This window comes from Pseudoroseicyclus sp. CXY001 (assembly GCF_041714655.1).
Taxonomy (GTDB): domain Bacteria; phylum Pseudomonadota; class Alphaproteobacteria; order Rhodobacterales; family Rhodobacteraceae; genus Pseudoroseicyclus_A.
The window spans coordinates 3,038,310-3,058,806 of sequence record NZ_CP168219.1 but is presented as its reverse complement, the minus strand read 5'-3'; the positions used below and the strand labels follow the sequence as shown (position 1 = coordinate 3,058,806).

At 69.4% G+C, this 20,497-nt stretch carries 20 protein-coding genes and 1 pseudogene; 9 read left to right on the top strand and 12 right to left on the bottom strand.

The window, feature by feature from the left end:
* The first annotated feature begins 113 nt into the window (after window positions 1-113).
* The 3 genes from ACAZ03_RS14950 (at window position 114) to ACAZ03_RS14940 (ending at window position 2,652) form a co-directional block, all read left to right on the top strand.
* The gene (locus ACAZ03_RS14950; protein WP_373354839.1) at window positions 114-995 is read left to right on the top strand and encodes a glycosyltransferase family 2 protein; all 882 of its coding nucleotides are present in this window, start codon (window positions 114-116) and stop codon (window positions 993-995) included.
* 268 nt (window positions 996-1,263) lie between these two features.
* Window positions 1,264-2,058 (top strand): serine protease, encoded by a 795-nt coding sequence (locus tag ACAZ03_RS14945; protein ID WP_373354837.1) that lies wholly within the window; start codon window positions 1,264-1,266, stop codon window positions 2,056-2,058.
* A 135-nt stretch (window positions 2,059-2,193) separates the two neighbouring features.
* Window positions 2,194-2,652: an Hsp20 family protein gene (locus ACAZ03_RS14940; RefSeq protein ID WP_373354835.1), complete on the top strand. Its 459-nt coding sequence runs from the start codon at window positions 2,194-2,196 to the stop codon at window positions 2,650-2,652.
* A 54-nt stretch (window positions 2,653-2,706) separates the two neighbouring features.
* Here ACAZ03_RS14940 and ACAZ03_RS14935 read toward each other — a convergent pair whose 3' ends face one another.
* The 5 genes from ACAZ03_RS14935 to ACAZ03_RS14915 form a co-directional block, all read right to left on the bottom strand.
* Complete coding sequence (locus ACAZ03_RS14935; RefSeq protein ID WP_373354833.1) at window positions 2,707-3,471, bottom strand: phytanoyl-CoA dioxygenase family protein; 765 nt, start codon at window positions 3,469-3,471, stop codon at window positions 2,707-2,709.
* Between the two features lie 424 nt (window positions 3,472-3,895).
* On the bottom strand, window positions 3,896-6,715 hold the full coding sequence (gene polA / locus ACAZ03_RS14930; protein ID WP_373354831.1) for a DNA polymerase I: 2,820 nt from the start codon (window positions 6,713-6,715) through the stop codon (window positions 3,896-3,898).
* Window positions 6,716-7,218: 503 nt separating this feature from the next.
* Window positions 7,219-7,416, bottom strand: coding sequence for a zinc-finger domain-containing protein (locus ACAZ03_RS14925; RefSeq protein ID WP_373354829.1), 198 nt, complete (start codon window positions 7,414-7,416; stop codon window positions 7,219-7,221).
* 5 nt (window positions 7,417-7,421) lie between these two features.
* Entirely contained in the window at window positions 7,422-7,790 is a 369-nt protein-coding gene (locus tag ACAZ03_RS14920) for an HIT domain-containing protein (RefSeq protein ID WP_373354828.1), read from the bottom strand.
* A 24-nt stretch (window positions 7,791-7,814) separates the two neighbouring features.
* Window positions 7,815-9,389 (bottom strand): DUF5928 domain-containing protein, encoded by a 1,575-nt coding sequence (locus ACAZ03_RS14915; RefSeq protein ID WP_373354827.1) that lies wholly within the window; start codon window positions 9,387-9,389, stop codon window positions 7,815-7,817.
* Between the two features lie 103 nt (window positions 9,390-9,492).
* Here ACAZ03_RS14915 and ACAZ03_RS14910 point away from each other — a divergent pair, with 103 nt between their 5' ends.
* Complete coding sequence (locus ACAZ03_RS14910) at window positions 9,493-10,311, top strand: sulfotransferase family protein (RefSeq protein ID WP_373354826.1); 819 nt, start codon at window positions 9,493-9,495, stop codon at window positions 10,309-10,311.
* A 50-nt stretch (window positions 10,312-10,361) separates the two neighbouring features.
* On the opposite strand, the gene ACAZ03_RS14905 is transcribed toward ACAZ03_RS14910, so the two are convergent.
* Window positions 10,362-11,345 (bottom strand): adenosine kinase, encoded by a 984-nt coding sequence (locus tag ACAZ03_RS14905; protein WP_373354825.1) that lies wholly within the window; start codon window positions 11,343-11,345, stop codon window positions 10,362-10,364.
* Window positions 11,342-11,986 (bottom strand): endonuclease III, encoded by a 645-nt coding sequence (nth, locus tag ACAZ03_RS14900; RefSeq protein WP_373354823.1) that lies wholly within the window; start codon window positions 11,984-11,986, stop codon window positions 11,342-11,344. The genes ACAZ03_RS14905 and nth overlap by 4 nt, the downstream gene beginning before the upstream one ends.
* A gap of 243 nt (window positions 11,987-12,229) precedes the next feature.
* Here nth and ACAZ03_RS14895 point away from each other — a divergent pair, with 243 nt between their 5' ends.
* Entirely contained in the window at window positions 12,230-13,081 is an 852-nt protein-coding gene (locus tag ACAZ03_RS14895; RefSeq protein ID WP_373354822.1) for a methylated-DNA--[protein]-cysteine S-methyltransferase, read from the top strand.
* Window positions 13,082-13,270: 189 nt separating this feature from the next.
* Window positions 13,271-13,930 carry an OmpA family protein gene (locus tag ACAZ03_RS14890; RefSeq protein ID WP_373354821.1) on the top strand — a complete coding sequence of 220 codons (660 nt, stop codon included), beginning with the start codon at window positions 13,271-13,273 and terminating at the stop codon, window positions 13,928-13,930.
* 140 nt (window positions 13,931-14,070) lie between these two features.
* On the opposite strand, the pseudogene ACAZ03_RS14885 reads toward ACAZ03_RS14890, so the two are convergent.
* The 4 genes and pseudogenes from ACAZ03_RS14885 to puuE all read right to left on the bottom strand — a co-directional run.
* Window positions 14,071-14,364 (bottom strand): annotated as a pseudogene (locus ACAZ03_RS14885) (dihydrofolate reductase family protein); the annotation flags it as partial.
* Window positions 14,365-14,523: 159 nt separating this feature from the next.
* Window positions 14,524-15,003, bottom strand: coding sequence for an ureidoglycolate lyase (locus tag ACAZ03_RS14880; protein ID WP_373354819.1), 480 nt, complete (start codon window positions 15,001-15,003; stop codon window positions 14,524-14,526).
* On the bottom strand, window positions 15,000-15,821 hold the full coding sequence (locus tag ACAZ03_RS14875; protein WP_373354818.1) for a bifunctional allantoicase/(S)-ureidoglycine aminohydrolase: 822 nt from the start codon (window positions 15,819-15,821) through the stop codon (window positions 15,000-15,002). Before ACAZ03_RS14875 ends, ACAZ03_RS14880 begins: the two co-directional genes overlap by 4 nt.
* A complete protein-coding gene (gene puuE, locus ACAZ03_RS14870) occupies window positions 15,818-17,233 on the bottom strand; it encodes an allantoinase PuuE (RefSeq protein ID WP_373354816.1) in 1,416 nt (471 codons plus the stop codon). The genes ACAZ03_RS14875 and puuE overlap by 4 nt, the downstream gene beginning before the upstream one ends.
* 100 nt (window positions 17,234-17,333) lie before the next feature.
* Here puuE and uraH point away from each other — a divergent pair, with 100 nt between their 5' ends.
* The gene (gene uraH, locus ACAZ03_RS14865; protein ID WP_373354814.1) at window positions 17,334-17,687 is read left to right on the top strand and encodes a hydroxyisourate hydrolase; all 354 of its coding nucleotides are present in this window, start codon (window positions 17,334-17,336) and stop codon (window positions 17,685-17,687) included.
* Window positions 17,688-17,820: 133 nt separating this feature from the next.
* On the opposite strand, the gene ACAZ03_RS14860 is transcribed toward uraH, so the two are convergent.
* Window positions 17,821-18,282, bottom strand: coding sequence for an Rrf2 family transcriptional regulator (locus ACAZ03_RS14860; protein WP_373354812.1), 462 nt, complete (start codon window positions 18,280-18,282; stop codon window positions 17,821-17,823).
* Between the two features lie 89 nt (window positions 18,283-18,371).
* Between ACAZ03_RS14860 and ACAZ03_RS14855 the strand changes: the two genes are divergently transcribed.
* Together ACAZ03_RS14855 and ACAZ03_RS14850 are read left to right on the top strand one after the other, a co-directional pair.
* A complete protein-coding gene (locus ACAZ03_RS14855; RefSeq protein ID WP_373354810.1) occupies window positions 18,372-19,013 on the top strand; it encodes a class I SAM-dependent methyltransferase in 642 nt (213 codons plus the stop codon).
* Window positions 19,014-19,212: 199 nt separating this feature from the next.
* A complete protein-coding gene (locus tag ACAZ03_RS14850; RefSeq protein ID WP_373354808.1) occupies window positions 19,213-20,457 on the top strand; it encodes a urate hydroxylase PuuD in 1,245 nt (414 codons plus the stop codon).
* Window positions 20,458-20,497 lie beyond the last annotated feature (40 nt).

The following is a 20,497-nucleotide window of genomic DNA, read 5'->3' as shown; positions in this document are numbered from 1 at the left end:
CCGGGCCTGGCAATGCGAGCCCCGGGCGCGGGCGCCGAACGCCGGCTGCGGATTAGGGGCGCCTCCCATGCCGCCCCTTGCATTGCCCCCGCCTTGCGGGGAAACCTCGGCCCATGCGTCACGAGAGCCTCACCGCCTGCCTCGCCGCCCGCCCGGGGATCCTGTCGCGCGGGCCTGTGGCGGTGATCCTCGCCGAGGATGCCGTCGAGATCGGCTCGACGCTGGCGCATCACCTCGGCTGTGGCTTCGCGGCCGTGCTGCTCTTCGCCGACCCCGGCCTCGCCCTCGGCGACCTGCCGGAGCTGGCGGACCCCCGCGTCGAGCGCATCGACATGGGCATGGCGGAGGGCCATGCCGCCCCCCGCGCCGTCAATGCCGTCATCGCGGCGGCGGCGCCGGGCACCTGGCTCTATTACTGCTACGGGGCGGAATACCTCTTCTACCCCTATAGCGAGAGCCGGACGGTGGGCGAGATGCTGGGCTTCGTCGCCGAGGAGCGGCGCGAGGCGGTGCTCACCTATGTCGTCGATCTCTACGCCGCCAACCTCGCCGCCGCCCCCGACGCCGTCTCGCTGGAAGACGCGCATCTCGACCGGACGGGCTATTACGCCCTCGCCCGCCCCGACCCGGGCCGCCACAACCACCCGATGGAGCGGCAGCTCGACTTCTTCGGCGGGCTCCGCTGGCGCTTCGAGGAGCATGTTCCCGAGGCCGCCCGCCGCATCGACCGCATCGCGCTCTTCCGGGCCCGGCCGGGGCTGCGGCTCCTGGACGGGCACCTCCTCTCAGAGCCCGAGCTCAACACCTATGCCTGCCCCTGGCATCATTCGCTGACGGCGGCGATCGCCTCGTTCCGCACCGCGAAGGCGCTGAAGACCAACCCCGGCTCCAGCGGCGCGATAGGCGACTTCCGCTGGAAGAGCTCGGTGCCCTTCGACTGGCATTCGCGGCAGCTCATGGACCTCGGGCTGATGGAGCCGGGGCAATGGTTCTGAGCACCGGCGCGGGCTGAGAGAGCCGGGGGTGTGGGGCCGCCTGCCCCTCGCGCTCCTTGGCGGTATCTCGAGAAAATCGAGGAGGAGGCGTGGCGCGCCCCTGTGCTCGCTTCTCCTCAAATACCGCCGGGGGTGTGGGGGGCCGGGGGCCCCCACGAGGCGGGGGGTTCGGGGGGGTGGAACTCCCCGCCGCGCCCCCTGCGCCACATCCGGGATTTATCCATCCGGCCGCCTCAATCCCGCCCCGGCCCGCCGCTATCGTCCGCCCATGATCCGTGCGCTTCTTCTTCTCCTCCTCTGCCTCGCCCCGCCCGCCGCCGCGCAATCGGCTTTGACGGCGCTGCAGACCATGGACGATGCGCGCGGCTGGGAGGCGGTCGGCCGGCTCGACATGGATGGCGAGGGCTTCTGCACCTCCGCCCTCATCGGCGAACGGCTGGTGCTGACCGCCGCGCATTGCCTCTTCGACGCCGCCGGTGCGCCTATCTCGCCCGAACGGCTGACCTTCCGCGCCGGTTTCCGCGGCGGGCGGGCGCTGGCGGAGCGGCCGGTGCGCCGCGCGCTGGTGCATCCGGCCTATGAGGGGCCGGCGGCGGAGAGCAACCTGCGCTCCGCCAATGATCTCGCGCTTCTGGAGCTCGCCCAGCCGATCCGCTCCACGCAGATCACCCCCTTCGCCACCGCCCCCGCCGGGGCGGCGGGGGGCGAGGTGGGCATCGTCTCCTACGCCATGGGGCGGGAGGAGGCGCCGTCGCTGCAGGAGGTCTGCGGGCTCATGGGCGCGGCGCGGGGCGTGCTCGTCATGGCCTGCGACGTCGACTTCGGCTCCTCCGGCGCGCCGGTCTTCCGCGCGGGGGCGGCCGGGCCGGAGCTCGTCTCCATCGTCTCCGCCAAGGCGGAGCTCGAGGGCGAGCGCATCGCGCTCGGCGCCGACCTCGCCGCCGCGCTCCCCGAGCTTCTGGCGCGGATGGAGGCCGGCGAGGGCGCCCTCGCCGCGGGCGGCGCGGGGCGGGTCATCGTCGGCGAGCGGCATGACACGGGAGCGAAGTTCATCCGGCCGTGAGAGGTCTTGAACGGCCCCGACCCTTCCCTAAATCAGCGATGCGGGATGCCGATGACGGGTCCCGCGCAAGACCCCTGCCCTGTCCGTGACGGAAGGGCCTGACCCGCATGTGTCGCTTCACTGGAGGATACCCCTATGCGCACGTTCGATTTTTCCCCCCTCTACCGCGCCAGCGTCGGCTTCGATCAGATGGCCGAGATGATGGACCGGCTGCTCGCCAGCGAGACGCAGGCCAGCAACTACCCGCCCTACAACATCGAGAAGACCGGCGATGACGCCTGGCGCATCTCGATCGCCGTGGCGGGCTTCTCTGCCGATGACCTCAATGTCGAGGCCCGCGAGAACGCCCTCGTGATCTCCGCCAGCAAGGACGAGGCCGCCGGCGAGCGGGTCTACCTGCATCGCGGCATCGCCACCCGCGCCTTCGAGCGGCGCTTCACGCTCGCCGACCATGTGCGCGTCTCCGGTGCCGCCCATGAGAACGGCATGCTGCATATCGACCTGGTGAAGGAGGTGCCCGAGGCGCTGAAACCCCGCCAGATCGAGATCGCCCGCGGCGCGAGCCGCCAGCTTGAGGCCGAAGCGGTCAACTGATCGCCCGGGACTGAGGGAATGAGGGGCGGGCCTGATGGCCCGCCCCTTTTGCGTTCAGGCGCCCCGGATCGCCCGGCCGACGGGCGTATCGGCTTCGCCCGGCAGGTGCCCCGCCACCGGCAGGAGCGGCGGCTGCGCCATGAAGCGCGGCACCCTCCCCCGATGCGGCTGGGCCGCATGGACGAGGAAGGGATGGCAGAGGAAGACCGTGCCCGCCGGGCCGGTCGCGATTGCCTCCTCGCAATCTGCGCTCTCGGCGAAGCCGTTCGCGGCGAGCTCGCCCAGTGTCAGCCCCGCCTCGCCCGCAGGCGCCAGTTGTCGGGCGATCTGCAGATGCGAGCCGAGCCGCAGGCGGGTCGGCGCGTCCAGCGCGCCGACATCGGAGAAGAGGAAGAGCATCAGGAGCGCCCGCCCCTTCGAGGCATGGTTGGCCCGCCAGTCGAGGAAGTTCGGCGCCTCGGTGTCGAAGCTCACATCGACATGCCAGCCGGCATCGCCCGGATCCTCCGGCGAGGGGAAGCGCAGCGGGAAGGTGCCGAGCCCGCCCTGCGGCTGCCAGTTGCCCGCTCCGGCGAGCTGGTCATAGGCGGCGTGGAGCCGCGGCGTGTTCGCTGCCTCGCGGAAGGGCGCTAGGGCGAGATGGGGCAGGCGGATGACCGGCTGCGTCCAGGTGCTGCGGTCGTCGGGGTCGCAGCCGCTGGCCTTCCACAGGATGTCGGCGCAGGCGGCGACGAGTTCGGGCGGGATGGCATCTTCCAGCCGGAGATAGCCATCGGTCTCGAAACGGCGGAGGTCATCCGCGGTGAAGGGGGTGTCCATGATATATCCTTGAGCAGCCCACCGGCGGGGCCGGGGGCGGTATGAGGCCGTGGCGCGCGGGCGCGCCGGCGACAGGCCTCAGGCTCGGATGATCGTCATGCACATGGGGGGAGAGTAGCGCGGCCGGCGCCACCTGGCCACGGAAATCGTATCGATGTCCGTGCACGATTTCCGCATCGGAAATCGTGCCATGCCGGCGGCGGGCACCCTCCGCTTCCGAGGTCCGGCCCGGTCGATGGTCTGGGAGCGAGGAGCCGTCTGCCCCTCGCGCTCCCCGAAGGGTATTTGAAAAGGGGCAGAGGCAAGGAGGCTCTTTCCCCTTTCATCTGGCCGGAAATATGCCGGAGGTGTGGAGGCAGCGCCTCCACCCGGCTCCGGGGGCCCTCCAAGGGCCCCCGGAGCCGGCGCCCCCCAAGGGCCGGCGTCAGTGCGCCTCGGCCCAGTTCCGCCCCGTGCCGCCGTCGACGACCAGAGGCACCGCGAGCTCCAGCGCCGGGTAGGCGGCGCCCTCCATCACCTCGCGGGCGCGGGCGATCAGCGTCTCGGCCGCGTCCTCCTCCACTTCGAAGAGCAGTTCGTCATGGACCTGCAGGAGCATCTTCGCCGGCAGCCCGGCGATGGCGGCCTCCATCCGGGTCATCGCGCGGCGGATGATGTCGGCCGCCGTGCCCTGAATGCGGGCGTTGATCGCGGCGCGGCGGGCGAAGCCGGCATGGGGGCCGGAGGCGTTGATCTCGGGCGTGTGGATGCGCCGGCCGAAGAGCGTTTCGACCCGTCCGTGCTCCTTCGCGAAGGCGACGCTGTCGTCCATATAGGCGCGGATGCCGGGGAAGCGCTCGAAATAGCGGTCGATGAAGCCCTGCGCCTCGGCGCGGGGGATGCGCAGGTTGCGGGCGAGGCCGAAGCCGGAGATGCCGTAGATCACCCCGAAGTTGATCGCCTTGGCCTGGCGGCGGATGTCGGGGGTCATCGCCTCCATGGGCACGTTGAACATCTCCGAGGCCGTGGCCGCGTGAATGTCCTGCCCCTCGGCGAAGGCCTCGCGGAGCTGCTCGATGCCGGCGATATGGGCGAGGATCCTCAGCTCGATCTGGGAATAGTCGAGGCTGACCAGCACGTTCCCCTCTTCGGCGATGAAGGCCTCGCGGATGCGGCGGCCCTCTTCGGTGCGGACGGGGATGTTCTGCAGGTTGGGGTCGGTGGAGGCGAGGCGGCCGGTATTGGCGCCGGCGATAGAATAGCTCGTATGCACCCGGCCCGTGTCGACATGGATGTGCTCCTGCAGCGCATCCGTATAGGTGCTCTTCAGTTTCGCGATCTGCCGCCAGTCGAGGATCAGGCCGGGGAGCTCATGCTCGGTGGCCAGATCCTCCAGCACGTCGGCCCCGGTGCCCCAGGCGCCGGTCTTGCCCTTCTTGCCGCCGGGGAGGGCGAGCTCGTCGAAGAGGATTTCGCCGAGCTGCTTGGGGCTTCCCACGTTGAAGGGCCGGCCGGCCTTCTCCTGGATCTCCGCCTCCAGCCCCGCCATCTTCTGCGCGAAGGCGTTGGACATGCGGGAGAGGTGGTCGCGATCGACCTTGATGCCCGCCATCTCCATCCGTGCCAGAACGGGGACCAGCGGCCGCTCCATGCGCTCGTAGACCCGGGTCACCTGCGCTTCATGCAGGCGCGGCTTGAAGAGCTGCCAGAGCCGCATCGTCACGTCGGCATCCTCGGCGGCGTATCTAACCGCATCGTCCACCGGCACCCGGTCGAAGGTGATCGCCGCCTTGCCGGAGCCGAGGAGCGATTTGATCTGGATCGGGCGGTGGGCGAGGTAGCGCTCGGAGAGCTCGTCCATGCCGTGGTTGTGGAGCCCGGCGTGCAGCGCGTAGCTCATCAGCATCGTGTCGTCGATCGGCGCGACATCGATGCCGTAGCGCGCGAAGATCTTCGCGTCGTACTTCATGTTCTGGCCGATCTTGAGGATCGAGGGATCCTCGAGGACGGGTTTCAGGAGGTCGATGGCCTCGGCCAGCCCCATCTGCCCCTCGGCCAGCGCGCCGGTGTCGAAGAGCCCTTCGCCGTCGCCCGATTCCTTGTGCGTGACCGGGATATAGGCCGCCTCGCCCGGGGTGACGCAGAGCGAGATGCCGACGAGCTCGGCCCGCATCTCGGAGAGCGAGGTCGTCTCGGTGTCGATGGCCACATGGCCACGCTCGTAGATGGCGGCGATCCAGCGGCCGAGCAGCTCGGCGTCGCGGATGCAGGTGTAGCTCTCGGGGAAGGGCGGGGGCGGCAGCTCCTCGCGGGCGATCTCCTGCGCGGTCTCGCCGGAGGCGCCGCCCTGGGCGTCGGCGATGACCGGCGTGTCGACGCCGAGCTTGTCGGCGATGCGCTTGGAGAGCGAGCGGAATTCCATCTCGGCGAGGAAGGGCAGGAGCACCTCGGGATCCGGGTCCTTCACCTCGAGCTCCTCGAGGGTGATCGGGCAGTCCATCTCGCAATCGAGCGCCACCAGCCGGCGCGAGATGCGGATCTGCTCGGCATTGTCGACCAGCGTCTGGCGGCGCTTGGGCTGCTTGATCTCCTCGGCGCGGGCGAGGAGCGTCTCGAGGTCGCCGAATTCGTTGATGAGGAGCGCAGCGGTCTTGAGGCCGATGCCGGGGGCGCCGGGCACGTTGTCGACGGAATCGCCGGCGAGCGACTGCACGTCGACCACCCGGTCGGGATAGACGCCGAACTTCTCGAAGACGCCCTCGCGGTCAATGCGCTTGTTCTTCATCGGGTCGAACATCTCGACCCCGTCGCCGACGAGTTGCATCAGGTCCTTGTCGGAGGAGACGATGGTGACCCGCCCGCCGGCATCCCGCGCCCGGCAGGAGAGGGCGCCGATGATGTCATCGGCCTCGAAGCCCTCGATCTCGATGGCGGGGATGTTGAAGGCCCGCGTGGCGGTGCGGGTGAGCGGGAACTGGGGGACGAGGTCCTCCGGCGCCGGGGGGCGGTGGGCCTTGTAGAGGTCGTAGATCTCGTTGCGGAAGCTCTTGCCGGAATAGTCGAAGATGACGGCCACATGGGTGGGCGCATCGTCGCCGGATTGGTCCTCGACCATCTTGAAGAGCATGTTGACGAAGCCCGAGACGGCGCCGACGGGCAGGCCGTCGGACTTGCGGGTGAGCGGCGGCAGGGCGTGGTAGGCGCGGAAGATGAAGGCCGAGCCGTCGACCAGCATCAGATGGTGGCCCTTGCCGAATGTGCTCATGTGCTGGCGCTCCTCAGGTTGGGCCTAGAGGTGCCACAGGGGGGCGCGGAGGGCCAGAGGGGAGGGGTGGGGGGGGCGAGGAGCGTGGTGGGTTACAAACCCACCCTACGCCTTTGTTCAACGGTCCCGCTCATCCCCCGCCCGGCACGCGCCGGAACGGCGCAGGGCGAGCGCCGGCCCGTCCCGCGGGCTGGCGCTCTGGTGGGGCTCGGCGCAGCCTGTGAGCGGAGAGGTGGGTTGCACCATAAAGCGCGCCGCTCGACTGTCGGAGCGCCAACCCCCCGGGCCGGCGCTCGCCCTGCGCGGCGACCGGGGAGAGGCTCGGCCCGCCATCACGGGCGGGCTCGCGGGCGAGCCCGTTTGAGCGGTGCGATAGGGTGAGGGGCGGCACGGTGGGTTACAAACCCACCCTACGGGGTGGCCGTGCGTCTCGCCGGTGCCCGGGGGCGGTAGCGGCGCCGGGCGTAGGGTGGGTTTTCAACCCACCATGCACACCGTCCCCGTCAGTGGTGATCCGCCCCGTCACCCTCGAGCACCCAGCGGGCGTCGCAATAGGGGCAGTCGACGGAGGCCGCGCCGAGGGGGATCGTCAGCCAGACGCGGGGATGGCCGAGCGCGCCCTCGCCGCCGTCGCAGGCAAAGCGGCGGGCGTGGGTCGTGCGGGTCTCGGGGGCCGGATAGGCGGAGGCTTGGGGTCTCATCGGGCTCACTCCGTGGCTGTCAGCATGGGGCCGAGCGGGCGGCCGCCGAGGATATGCAGGTGGAAATGCGGCACCTCCTGATGCGCATGTCCCCGGGCATTGGCGATGGCGCGGAAGCCCTCCTCCACCCCGAGGATCCGGCAGACCTCCGCCACGGCGGCGAAGAAGCCGACCTGCTCCTCCGGGCTCGCCTCGGCCGCGAAGTGATCGAGCGAGACGTAAGGCCCCTTCGGGATCACCATGACATGCACGGGCGCCTGGGGAGAGATATCCTCGAAGGCGAGGGCATGCTCGCTCTCATGGACCGTCTTGTTCGGAATCTCGCCGCGGAGGATCTTCGCGAAGATGTTCTCGGGATCGTAATCGAAGGTCATGGGGCCTCTTCCCGGGGCTCGGCGTCAGTCGGCAAAGAGCTGCGGAGTCGCGGCGATCTCTGCCGCTTCCTCCTGCCCGACTTGGAGGAAATCCGCAATGGCGGCGGCCCATTCGGTGGGGCTCGCCTCTTCGCGGAGCCGCCCAAGATGCGGCAGGCCGAGCGCGCGGAGCCGCTCCGTCTCCCAGGCGATGTCGTTGCGGAGCGTCGGCAGGAGCAGCGCCAGCCCGGCGGCGCTCGTCTCGTCCCCGGCAAGCCCCATCCGCCGGGCATGGCCGGCGAGGAACTCGTCTGAATAGGCGCAGTCGAGCTCGAGCACGCGAAGCTCGCAACTGTCAGAGGCGAAATCCTGCAGATGGTCGATGCCGGAGACATCGAGGCAGATCAGCAGCCGGTCGCTGTCCTCATGGTCGAAGAGCATCCGCATCATCGCCCGCCGGTGCCGGGTGCGCTTGGCGATGGAGGACTGGATGCCGCCGAGATCGGGGAGCGGCGCGTCCTCTTCGTTGAAGATGAAATCGAGGCAGGGGATGCCCGTCGCCGCGCGGATGGCGCCGACGAGCCGCTTGGCCACATGCCATTTCTTCGAGGCGATGACATAGAGTACCCGCTCGCGCCCCATCGAGACGCCCGATTCCCAGAAGCGCGGGCCGAAGCGCCGGCCGTGGCGGCCCCGGCCCGTCAGGAAGGAAAAGAGCCGCCGCCCCTCGCCTGAGATGCGGAAATCCGTGCGCCCCGAGGCATAGAGATCGCCGAGCCGCGCCTTGAGCTGATCCGCCTCGGGCGAGATCTTGCGGGCGAAGAGGTAATCCTGCCCGAGCAGCATCTCGTAATGATCGTTGTAGAAGGTCACCGGCATTCCGTAGTCGGTGAACATCAGGAAGGTCAGCGTCCGGTTGCGGATCTCGGCCTCGGGGACGAGATGACGGACCATGGTCTGGAAGAAGGTCTCGTCGGGGATCCAGGTGGTGCGGAAGAAGCGCAGCACGTCCGGCCGCTCGGCGAGGAAGGCGAGGATCGCCTCCATCGTGCGGCGGCGCAGGCACCACCATTGCGAGCCGATCATGATCGTCAGGTCTTCGGGCGGCCGGCGGGTGAGGCCGAGACGGCGCTGCAGGTTCAGCGAGGTGTAGAACAGCCGCTTCTGGCTGCGCTCGTTGAACCAGTGGCGGAGCGTCAGACGCTCTTCGCGGATGCCCGTCTTGATCCAGCCGCTGTCGTGGAAATCCACGCTCTCGATGTAATCGGCATCGTCCGCATCGAGCATCTGATGCGCCCAGGCGGCGGATTTGATGGCCATGCAATCGCCGGAGAGAAGGTAGAGATGGCTCGCCTCGGGAAAGGCCCTGAGCGCCGCGCGGGCGGCGCCGAGCGTCGCCTCGACCAGCGACCATTCGCCCCATCCGCAGCGCACGCGGGGGGCGAAGGTGATGGAGCTGTCGTCCTTCAGGGCGGCATGGATCTCGTCATAGGCGGCATCCGGGGCATTGGCGTCGACATGGATGGCCATGACGTCGCCCGCGGCCGTCAGCGCCCGCGCCTTCTGGATGACGGCGGCCGGGTCCTTGTGGCAGAGCAATATGAAGGCGATACGCGCCATGAGATCCCTTTGCCGCTCCTGACCCGGGGTTAGGCGAAGAGCCGTTGAATTGACAACCCTCCCTGTGGTCATTTGCCGCCGGGGCAGCGAGGAGAGGCGAGCCATGGGCTATCCGGGAACATGGATGACCGAGAGCGAGAGCATGGTCTACCGCGTGGTGCCGAAATGCGCCTGCTCGACCATCGGCCAGATCATGTATTTCTCCGATCACGGGCGGTTCTTCGACGGCGACATCCATGATGCGCAGGAAGGGCTGCACAAATGGGGGATCGAGGCGAGCCAGGCGAAGATCACCGCCAATGTCGAGGCGCACAAGAGCTTCGCCTTCACCTGCGTGCGGAACCCCTACACGCGGATCCTGTCGAGTTTCTTCGACAAGATCTGCGGCATCCAGCGCAACGGGCGGCGCTACCGCGGCAATCTCGTGCCGCTTCTGGTGCAGAAATACGGGATCGAGGTGGGCAGCCCCGAGGACGGGTTCGACTTCGACCAGATCAAGAGCTTCCGGCGGTTCCTGCTCTTCGCCCGCGACACCATCCGCTGGAAGAAGCCGATGACGCCGGACATCCACTGGTCGGCGATGTCGGGCCATGCCGCGACGTTCGTCGTCAACGGCGGCCGCTATGACGAGATCATCTGGACGGAGCGGTTCAACGAGGGGATGGAGAAGGTCCTCTCCCGCATCGAGACCCCGGTGCCGGTGAAGCTGGACGAGATCCCGCGCTTCAACGAGAGCGAGGGCCACGGGCCGAAGCGGGCGCATGCCGTTGAGGAGTATTTCGACGACCTGTCGATGCATCTCGTCTACGAGATCTACAAGCGCGACTTCCAGCTCTTCCGCTACGATTTCGAGAACCCGGGCAACAAGATGCCTTTGGGCGAGATCGACCTCGACGAGGTGCATGTAAAGCTGGCGGGGTAGGGCGCCTGCTCGGCCCGCCCTAACGGGCGGGCTCGCGGGGGCGGCTGCCCTCAGATCAGGCCTTCCTTGCGGAAGAGCGCGCGCAGATCCGTCTCGGGCCGCGCGCCGAAATGGCTGATGACCTCGGCCGCCGCCACGCAGCCCATGCGGCCGGAGGTGGCGAGGTCCGCGCCATGGGCCATCCCGTAAATGAAGCCGGCCGCGAAGAGATCGCCGGCGCCGGTCGCATCGACCGGCACGACGCGCTTCACCGGCACCTCGGCCAAAGTGTCGCCGTCCGTGACGATCACGTCGCTGCCCGAGCGGGTGCAGACAACGAGCCCGGCGTCCTGCGAGGCCTGTTCGAGGGCGGCGGAGAGATCCGTCTGGTAGAGCGATTCCCATTCGTGCTCGTTGCCGATCACGTAGTCGAGCTCCTTCACCAGCCGGCGGAAGTCGTCCCTGTGGCGGTCGACGCAGAACGGGTCGGAGAGGGCGATGCCGGCCCGGCCGCCGCCGGCATGGCAGAGCCGCGCCGCCTCCTCGAAGGCCTTCTTGCCCTCGGGGCGATCGTAGAGATAGCCCTCGAGGAAGAGGATGTCGGCGCCGCGGGCGACCTCAGCCGGCACGTCGGCGGGCGAGAGCTCGGAGGAGATGCCGAGATAGGTGTTCATCGAGCGCTCGCCGTCGGGCGTGACGAAGATCATCGAGCGCGAGGTCGGCAGCGCCCCGCCCGCGACCGGCGGGTTGGGGAAGGCCGTCCCCGCCGCTTCCAGCGCCGAGGCGTAGAAGCGCCCGAGCGCATCGTCGCGCACCCTTCCGATGAAGGCGGTTGTCAGGCCGAGATTGCCGAGACCGGCGATGGTGTTGCCGACCGAGCCGCCGGGCGCCTGCCGCCGCTCGCGCATGGCGCCGTAGAGCACCTCGCCGCGCTCGCGCTCGACGAGCTGCATGACGCCCTTGTCGATCCCCATGTTGGCGAGGAAATTGTCGTCGCATTCGGACAGAACGTCGACGACGGCATTGCCGATACCGACAACCTGGGCGTGGGTCATGAGGTCTTCTCCTCGAAGGTGCAGATGTCGCGGATCAGGCAATCCGCGCAGCGGGGTTTGCGGGCCATGCAGATGTAGCGGCCGTGCAGGATGAGCCAGTGATGGGCATGCTGCTGCCAGGGAACGGGCACGCGATCCTCGATGGCGCGCTCGACGGCCAGCACGTCCTTGCCGGGGGCGAGGCCGGTGCGGTTGGAGACGCGGAAGATATGCGTGTCGACCGCCTGGGCGGGAAAGTTGAAGGCGACGTTGAGGACGACGTTCGCCGTCTTCCGCCCGACGCCGGGCAGGGCGGTCAGCGCCGCGCGCGAGGCGGGCACCTCGCCGCCATGCTCCTCGACGAGGAGGCGGGAGAGCGCCATGACGTTCTTCGCCTTGTTGCGGAAGAGGCCGATGGTCTTGATATGCTCGGTGAGGGCCTCCTCGCCGAGATCCAGCATCTGGTGCGGCGTCGTGACCTTCTCGAACAGCGGCCCGGTGGCGCGGTTGACCCCGGCATCGGTGGCCTGGGCGGAGAGCGCGACGGCGACGACGAGCGTATAGGGGTTCACGTAGTGCAGTTCGCTCGCCGGCGCCGGGTCGGCGGCCTCGAAGCGCTGAAAGCAGGTGCGGATCTCTTCATAGGAGAGCGGGCGGGCCATGGGAGGTTTATTGCCTTCCGGGGGCGCGGGGGGCAAGGGCTGTCAAAATGAGCGCCTGCGGCGCATTCCTTGAGTGAGGGGGGGCGCTCGCGCCCCCCGTCGCCCCGAGGGGCGACTCCCCCCTGAGGATTTTTCGGGAGCAAAGACGAGGCAGGTTCAGGTGGGTGCGGATTCGCGCAGGTTTCGGGTCGCGGGAGGCGGGAGCGAGGGGCTAACTGGTCGGGCGAGCAGAGGAGATGAGCCATGTCCGTACCGCAGCGCTTCGAGGAAGGCGGCTATCATTACCACGTCATGGCGCGGGCCATCGCGGAGATCGATGCCGCCGGAGGGGCGGCGCTGCCGCTCGAGGAGCTCGCCGGGCGGATGCATATGTCGGCCGCGCATTTCCAGCGCCTCTTCACCGCCTGGACCGGGGTCTCGCCCAAGCGGCTGCAGCAATATCTGGCCCTGGGCCATGCCAAGGCGCTGCTGGAGGCGAGGTTCACCACGCTCGCGGCCGCGGATGGCGCCGGGCTGTCGGGGACGGGGCGGCTCCATGACCTCTTCCTCCGCTGGGAGGCGATGAGCCCGGGCGATTATGCGCGGGGCGGCGAGGGGCTGGAAATCGACTGGGCGCGGGTGGAGAGCCCCTTTGGCCCGGCGCTCTTCATGGCGACGGAGCGGGGCATCTGCGGCATCGCCTTCACCGCCGAGTGCGGCGAGGCGGCGGCGATGGCGGAGCTTCGCGGCCGCTGGCCGGCGGCACGCTATCGTGAGGCGCCGGAGCGCATCCGGCCGATGGCCCTCGCCGCCTTTGCGGGGCGGAGCGAGATGCCGCTTCTCCTCAGCGGCGCGCCCTTCCAGATTAAGGTCTGGGAGGCGCTGATGCGCATCCCCTCCGGCCATGTGACCACCTATTCGGAGATCGCCGCCGCCATCGGCGCGCCGAGGGCTGTGCGGGCCGTGGGGACGGCGGTGGGGCGGAACCCGATCTCGTATCTCATCCCCTGCCACCGAGCCTTGAAGAAATCCGGCGGGCTCGGCGGCTATCACTGGGGCCTGCCGGTCAAGCGCGCCATCCTCGCCTGGGAGGCGGCGCGGGCGGAGGCGGACTGAGGGGCGTGAAGGGCCTCGGGGGGCCCCGGGGCGCGTCTGACCCCACGGAGTTCGGCGAAAAGCCGCGGGTCAGGGAAACCGCTATTGGATATCCGCGTTAACCTGCTCGATATGGGCAGTAAGCGCGAGCCGCGAGGCGTCGCCCCAGGACATGGCCGCACGACAGGCCCAGAAGAAGTGGAAGTCACGATGCAAAGCTATCTCAACAAAGCCGTCCTCACCCTTTCCGCCAGTGCGCTGGCCGTCGGGCTCACCGCCTGCGCCCCCGTGCCGGGGCAGACCGACGAGAATGCCAGCCAGGGCGCGCTCATCGGCGGCGCCATCGGGGCCGTCGGCGGCGCGCTTGCCGGCGACAATTCCCGCGAGCGTCTGCGCAATGCGGTCATCGGCGGCGCCGCGGGTGCGGTTGTCGGCGGGGCGGCCGGCACGGCGCTCGACCGGCAGGAAGCGGAGCTGCGCAACCAGCTCGGCGCCAATGTCGGCATCACCAACACCGGCTCGAGCCTCATCGTTACCATGCCGAACGACATCCTCTTCCCGGTGGACAGCGCCACGCTGACCGGGCAGCTGCAGAGCGACCTGCGCGCGCTGGCGGGGAGCCTCAACTCCTACCCGAACTCGCGGGTGCAGGTGATCGGCCATACCGACAGCGACGGCGAGGCCTCCTACAACCAGGGACTGTCCGAGCGGCGCGCCCAGGCCGTGGCCTCGGTGCTGATCAACGCCGGCGTCTCGCCGGCGCGGCTCTCGACGGTCGGCCGCGGCGAGGATGCGCCGGTGGCTTCGAACCTAGATGCCGCGGGCAAGGCGCAGAACCGCCGGGTCGAGGTGGTCATCACCCCGAACTGACCTTTCTGTCTGGACGATCTGGAGGGGCGTCGCCGGCTGGCGGCGCCCTTTCTCATTCCGGCTGATAGGTCAGGCAGATGACGTTTTCCCCGATCCGCTCGGAGCCCGTGAGGCGCATGGGCGGCCGCGGGCCCGCGGAAATAGGGCCGGCCGGAGCCGAACGCCACGGGGTGGAGGTAGAGCCGCACCTCGTCGATCAGGCCGAGGACGGAGAGCTGCTCCGCTAGGTCGGAGCCGCTGACCTGCACGTCGCCGCTGAGTCGCTCCTTGAGGGCCCGCGCCTCCGCCGCGAGGTCGGGGCCGAGGCGCGCGGCGTTCGGGCCGAGCTCGGGCTGCCCGCGGGAGGCGACGAATTTCGGCTGGGCCTGCCAGGCCGTTGCGAAGGCCCGGTGTTCCGGCGTCCAATCCGGGTTGTCACCGTCCCAGACCCGCATCAGCTCGTAGGTCTTGCGGCCGTAGAGGCTGGCGGAGAGGTCGCCGACGAAATCCGTCCAATGCGCGAAGAGCGCGGGCTCGGGCGGGAAATCCGCGTCGTGATCCACATAGCCGTCGAGCGAGACGTTCATGGCAGTGAGGAAGCGGGCCATCGGGGCTCAGGGCTCCACGGTGAAGGGCTGATCCAGCCGGTGCTCCTCGAGATTGGCGCCTTCGCCTATTCTGTCAACGACGGCGAAGAGCCCCGGCGGCGAGAGCGGCGTCAGGACGCCGTGCCATGTGCCGCGGTGGAGGTTCACGCCCTGCCCGGGGGCGGTCAGGAAGGCGCGGGGGGTGCCCGGGGCGCCGCCGGCATCGGGGGCGACGATCACGAGGAAGGGCGCCTCAAAGAGCGGCAGGAAGGCCTGGCTGCCCTCGGGATGGCGCTCGAGGAGGGCGCAGACATAGGGCAGCGCCCGGGGCTCGGCGCGGAAGATGGAAATCCCCGCGCGGCCCGAGCCGAAGTCGAGCGCCGCGCGGTCGTGCCAGCGGCCGCAGAGGCCCTCGTTGATGAGCTTGTCGTGGGGGCCGGCGGCCTCCAGCACGTCGCCGAAGGGGGCGAAGGCGGCGGCCGTCAGGGGCTCGGCCCGGACGATCATCTGAGCGTCAGCGCGGCGTGGCGGTTCACGTCCTTGTAGAGCAGGTAGCGGAAGGGCTCGGTGCCCGCCGCGTAGCAGGCCTGCGGGCAGAAGGCGCGGAGCCACATGAAGTCGCCCTCCTCCACCTCCACCCAGTCGCCGTTGAGCAGATAGACGCCCCGGCCCTGCAGCACGTAGAGCCCGTGCTCCATCACATGCGTCTCGGCGAAGGGGATCGTCGCCCCGGGATGGAAGGAGACGATGTTGACATGCATGTCGTGCCGGAGGTCCGCCGGGTCGACGAAGCGCGTTGTCGACCAGCGGGCGCGCATGTCGGGCATCTCGACCGCCGGGACATCGGCATCGTTCGTCACGAAGGCCTCCGGCGCCTCGATCCCCTCGACCCGCTGATAGGCCTTGCGGATCCAGACGAAGCTGACCGGCGCGTCGCCGGGGTTCGTCACCTGCCAGTCGGCGCCGGGGGGCAGATAGGCATAGCCGCCGGGGCCCATCTCGTGGCGCTGCCCGGCGATGGTGACGGCGAGATCGCCGGTCAGGATGAAGAGCACCGCCTCGCCTTCCGGGTCGGGCTCGGGCCGCTCGGCGCCGCCGCCGGGGGCGAGCTCGACGATCAGCTCGGCGAAGGTCTCGGCGAAGCCGGTGAGCGGGCGGGCGAGCACCCAGGCATGGGCGCGCGTCCAGCCGGGCAGGTAGGAGACGGTGATGTCGGTGAGCACGCCCCGGGGGATGACGGCATAGGCTTCGGTGAAGATGGCGCGATCCTTGGCGCGGCTCTTCTGGCCGGGCAGGCCGCCGGGCGGGGCGTAGTAGGACGTCATGGCAGAAGGACTTTCAGTCGGTGAAGGGCGATGCGCTCGACCTGGGCGCAGGCTTCGGTGATCTCCGCCTCCGTCTCGTTGCCGATCCGCCGCTCGAAGGCGGCGAGGATGCCGGCCTTGTCGTGGTCGCGCACCGCGATGATGAAGGGGATGCCGTGGCGGGCCATATAGGCCTCGTTGAGCTCGGTGAAGCGGGCGCGCTCCTCCTCCGTCAGCGCGTCGAGCCCGGCGGAGGCCTGCTCGGCGGTGCTGTCGGCGGTCAGCGCCTTGGCGGCGGCGAGCTTTCCTGCGAGGTCGGGATGGGCGGTGAGGACGGCGAGCCGCTCCTCGGGCGAGGCAGAGCGGAAGGCGCGGGCCATGGCGTTCGCAAGTCCGGGGGCGCTGTCATGCGCGGGGCCGAGCTCGAGCTTGTAGGCGCGCTCGGCGACCCAGGGCGAATGCTCGTAGATGCCGCCGAAGAGTTCCATGAAGCGCATTTTCTTCATGGCAGAGGGCCGCTCGCGGCGCTCATGGGGATGATGCGCCGCCCAGTGTTCGGCGATCTCGCCGCGGGTGAAGCACCAGCCGCCCCGCCCGGCGATATGGTCGAGAAAGCGCATGAGCCCGGCGATCTTGCCCGGCCGGCCGATCAGCCGGTTGTGCAGCCCGACCGACATCATCCTCGGCCGCCCGGCCTCGCCCTCGGCGCGGAGCACCTCGAAGGCGTCGATCAGGTAATCGCCGAACTGCCGGCCGGTGATGTAGCCGGGCGCCGTGGCGAAGCGCATGTCGTTCGCCTCGAGCGTGTAGGGAATGACGAGCTGGTCGCGCGCGCCGACCTCGCGCCAATAGGGCAGGTCGTCGTCATAGGTGTCGGAGATCCAGTCGAAGGCACCGGTCTCCGCCGTCAGCCGCACGGTGTTTTCCGAACAGCGGCCGGTGTACCAGCCGCGCGGCGCCGCGCCGGTGACCTCCGTATGGAGCCGGATGGCCTCGGCGATGGCGCGGCGCTCCTCCGCCTCGCCCATGTCGCGGTGCTCGACCCATTTGAGCCCGTGGGAGGCGATCTCCCACCCGGCGGCCTTCATGGCCTCGACCTGCTCGGGGGCGCGGGCGAGCGCGGTGGCGACGCCGTAGACCGTCACCGGCAGGCCGCGCTCGGTGAAGAGCCGGTGGAGCCGCCAGAACCCGGCGCGGGCGCCGTAATCGTAGATCGATTCCATGTTCCAGTGCCGCTGCCCCGGCCAGGGCTGCGCGCCGGCGATGTCGGAGAGGAACGCCTCGGAGCCGGCATCGCCATGCAGGATGGAATTCTCGCCGCCCTCCTCGAAGTTGAGCACCAGGCTGACGGCCACCAGCGCGTCATGCGGCCAGTGGACCTCGGGGGGCGTCGGGCCGTAGCCGGACAGGTCGCGCGGATAGCGGGGTGCCATGACTTCTTCCTCGGGCGGGGCCTGATGTGTCTAGGGCGAAGGAGGGCAGGCTTGCAAGGGCGGGGCCGGGGCGTGAAGGTGGCGGGAAACGGAGGGCAGGATGCCGGGATATCTGACGACACATGTGCTCGACACCGCGCTGGGCAAGCCGGCGGAGGGCGTGGGGATCACGCTCTGGCGCCTCGAGGGCGGCGAGCGGGTGAAGCTGGCCGGAACGGTGACCAATGCCGACGGGCGGACGGATGCGCCGATCCTGCCGGAGGTGGAGTTCGCGCCGGGGCAGTACGAGCTGGTCTTCGCGGCGGGGGACTACCTCCGCGCCACGGGGCAGGCGGGGGAGGAGCCGCTCTTCCTCGACGAGATCCCGATCCGCTTCGGAATGAGCGCGGCGGACCATTACCATGTGCCGCTGCTGCTCTCGCCGTTTGCCTTTTCGACCTATCGGGGGTCGTGAGGGAGGCGCGCGGGGGGCTTGCCAGCCCCCCGAACCCCCTGGCCCGGGGGGCGCTCGCGCCCCCCGAGGCCCCCCTGAGGATTTCTTTGGAGCAAAGACCGGGGGGCGCGGCGCTTCTTGGGCACCGGGGCGCTCAGTCTGGCGCGTGGGGAAGCTTCAGGGTCGGGGCGTGGGTGGCGCGGCGGGCGTTGAAATCGGCCTGGATGTCGCTCAGCCGGATCTCGGCGAAGCGGGAGAGGAGCGCGTCGCGGGCCGTGCCGATCGCCTCGCGCATCGTGTCGTTGACGCTCTGCTCGACGAGGCAGCGCGGCGAAGGGTCGGAGAGGCCGAAGGCGAAGAGCTCCGCCTCGCCGAGCGAGCGGAAGACATCGAGGAGCGTGATCTCCGCCGTCGGCCGGGTCAGCCGCCAGCCGCCGCCATGGCCCCGCTCGGCGGCGACATAGCCGGCATCGCGGAGCCCGGCCATGATCCGGCGGACCACCACCGGATTGGAGCCGAGCATCCCGGCGATATGCTCCGAGGTCAGCGGCGCCTCCGTCTCCGCCATGTGGAGGAGGACGTGCAGAAGGCGGGAGAGGCGGGTGTCCTGGCGCATGGGGTGGCCTTTCGTAATTCGTCCGGTTACATGACATTGACTGGGGTGCGGCTTCAAGATACTTATGGTGTTACATAAGATGGAGCCTGATGATGACCGAAGACCAGACGCTCGACCCGCAGGGCTGGTGGGAAGACTTCTACCGCACGCGCCGCACCAGCACCTCCGGCCGGCCGAGCGCCATGATGCTGCGTTTCGCGACCGGGCTCGCCCCCGGCCGGGCGCTCGACCTCGGCGCCTCGCATGGCGATGACGTGCTCTGGCTGGCGGCGCGGGGGTGGGAGGCGCTGGGCCTCGACATCTCGCCCACCGCCGTGGGCCGGGCCGAGGCCCGGGCCGCGGAGGCCGGGCTCGCGGGCCGCGCCCGGTTCGAGGCGCGCGACCTCGAGGCGGGCCTGCCGGAGGGGAGGTTCGATCTGGTGACGGCGCTCTACTTCCAGTCGCCCGTCACGCCCTTCCCCCGGGCGCAGATCCTGCGGGCTGCGGCCGCGCTCGTGCCCCCGGGGGGGCATCTGCTCGTCGTCGCCCATGCGGCGCCGCCGCCCTGGGCCTCCGGCAAGCATGGTGGAGACTTTCCGACGGTGGAGAGCGAGCGGGCCGATCTCGCCGCCGATCCGGCGCTCTGGGACGAGGTCGTGGCCGACGTGGTGGCGAGGCCCGGGACGGGGCCAGAGGGGGAGGCCGCCGAGCTTCTCGATACGGTCCTGTTCCTCAAACGGCGCTCGGCCTGAGGCGGAGCGGGGGGCTGTCTGCCCCCCGCCGGCCCTCCGAGGGGTTTTCGGGAGCGAAGCCGCGGGGGCCGCGGCCCAAGCCGGCGCCCCTTGAGGAGGCAGGAGGCCCGGCGCGGCGGGGCCGCGCGCACCGGGCGGGCATATCCGGCTTGACGGCGGGCGCCGGGCAGGGCCCCTTTGAGAAAAAAGGGGGACGGATATGTATGACTGGGTGCTGATCCTTGAGTGGGTCAAGTTTGCCGTCAGGTGGCTGCATGTCATCACGGCCATCGCCTGGATCGGCTCGTCCTTTTATTTCATCGCCCTCGACCTCGGGCTGCACCGCGACCGCAAGCTCGCCTCCGGCGCCGATGGCGAGGAATGGCAGGTGCATGGCGGCGGCTTCTACCACATCCAGAAATATCTGGTGGCGCCGGCCAACATGCCGGACGACCTCGTCTGGTTCAAATGGGAGAGCTACGCGACCTGGCTCTCGGGCTTCGCCATGCTCTTCCTCGTCTATTACATCGGGGGGGAGATCTTCCTCATCGACCCCGAGGTGCTGGACATCCCCGTCTGGGTGGGCGCGCTGATCTCGATGGCTTCGCTCGGCTTCGGCTGGGTGGTCTACGACCAGATCTGCAAGCGGCTGGTGACGGCCAACCAGACGCTGGTCATGCTGCTCCTCTTCGCCGTGCTGGTGGGGATGGCGCTCTTCTACGCCAATGTCTTCTCGGGGCGGGCGGCGCTTCTGCACCTCGGGGCGTTCACGGCCAGCATCATGTCGGGGAACGTGTTCTTCACGATCATCCCCAACCAGAAGGTGGTGACCGCCGACCTCGTCGCCGGGCGGACGCCCGACCCGAAATACGGCAAGATCGCCAAGCAGCGGAGCACGCACAACAATTACCTGACCCTGCCGGTCATCTTCCTCATGCTCTCTAACCATTACCCGATGGCCTTCGCGAGCGAGCTCAACTGGCTGATCGCGACGCTGGTGTTCCTGATGGGTGTGACCATCCGGCATTTCTTCAACACCATGCACGCGCGGAAGGGCCATCCGCATTGGGCGCTCGGCCTGACGGCGGTGATCTTCGTGGCGATCATCTGGCTCTCCTCCCCCCGCGCCTATGAATGGCGCGAGGACGAGGCGGCGATCCCGGCAGGGGCGCTGCGCTATGCCGAGGCGGAGGGTTTCGACGAGGTGCACCAGATCGTCATGGGGCGCTGCGCCATGTGCCATGCGGCCGAGCCGAGCTTCGGCACGTTCCAGTGGCCGCCGAAGGGCGTGATGCTCGAGACGGCGGCGGATATCGCCATCCATGCCGAGGAGATCTACCTGCAGGCGGGAATCACCCATGCGATGCCGCCCGCCAACCTCTCCTACATGGAGGAGGCGGAGCGGGCGGCGATCGTGCGATGGGTGCGCGCGGCTCGGGGGATGGAACTGGCGGACGCGGGGTAAGCCAAAGAATTTTCTACGAAAATTCTCTGTCAAAAAGTCT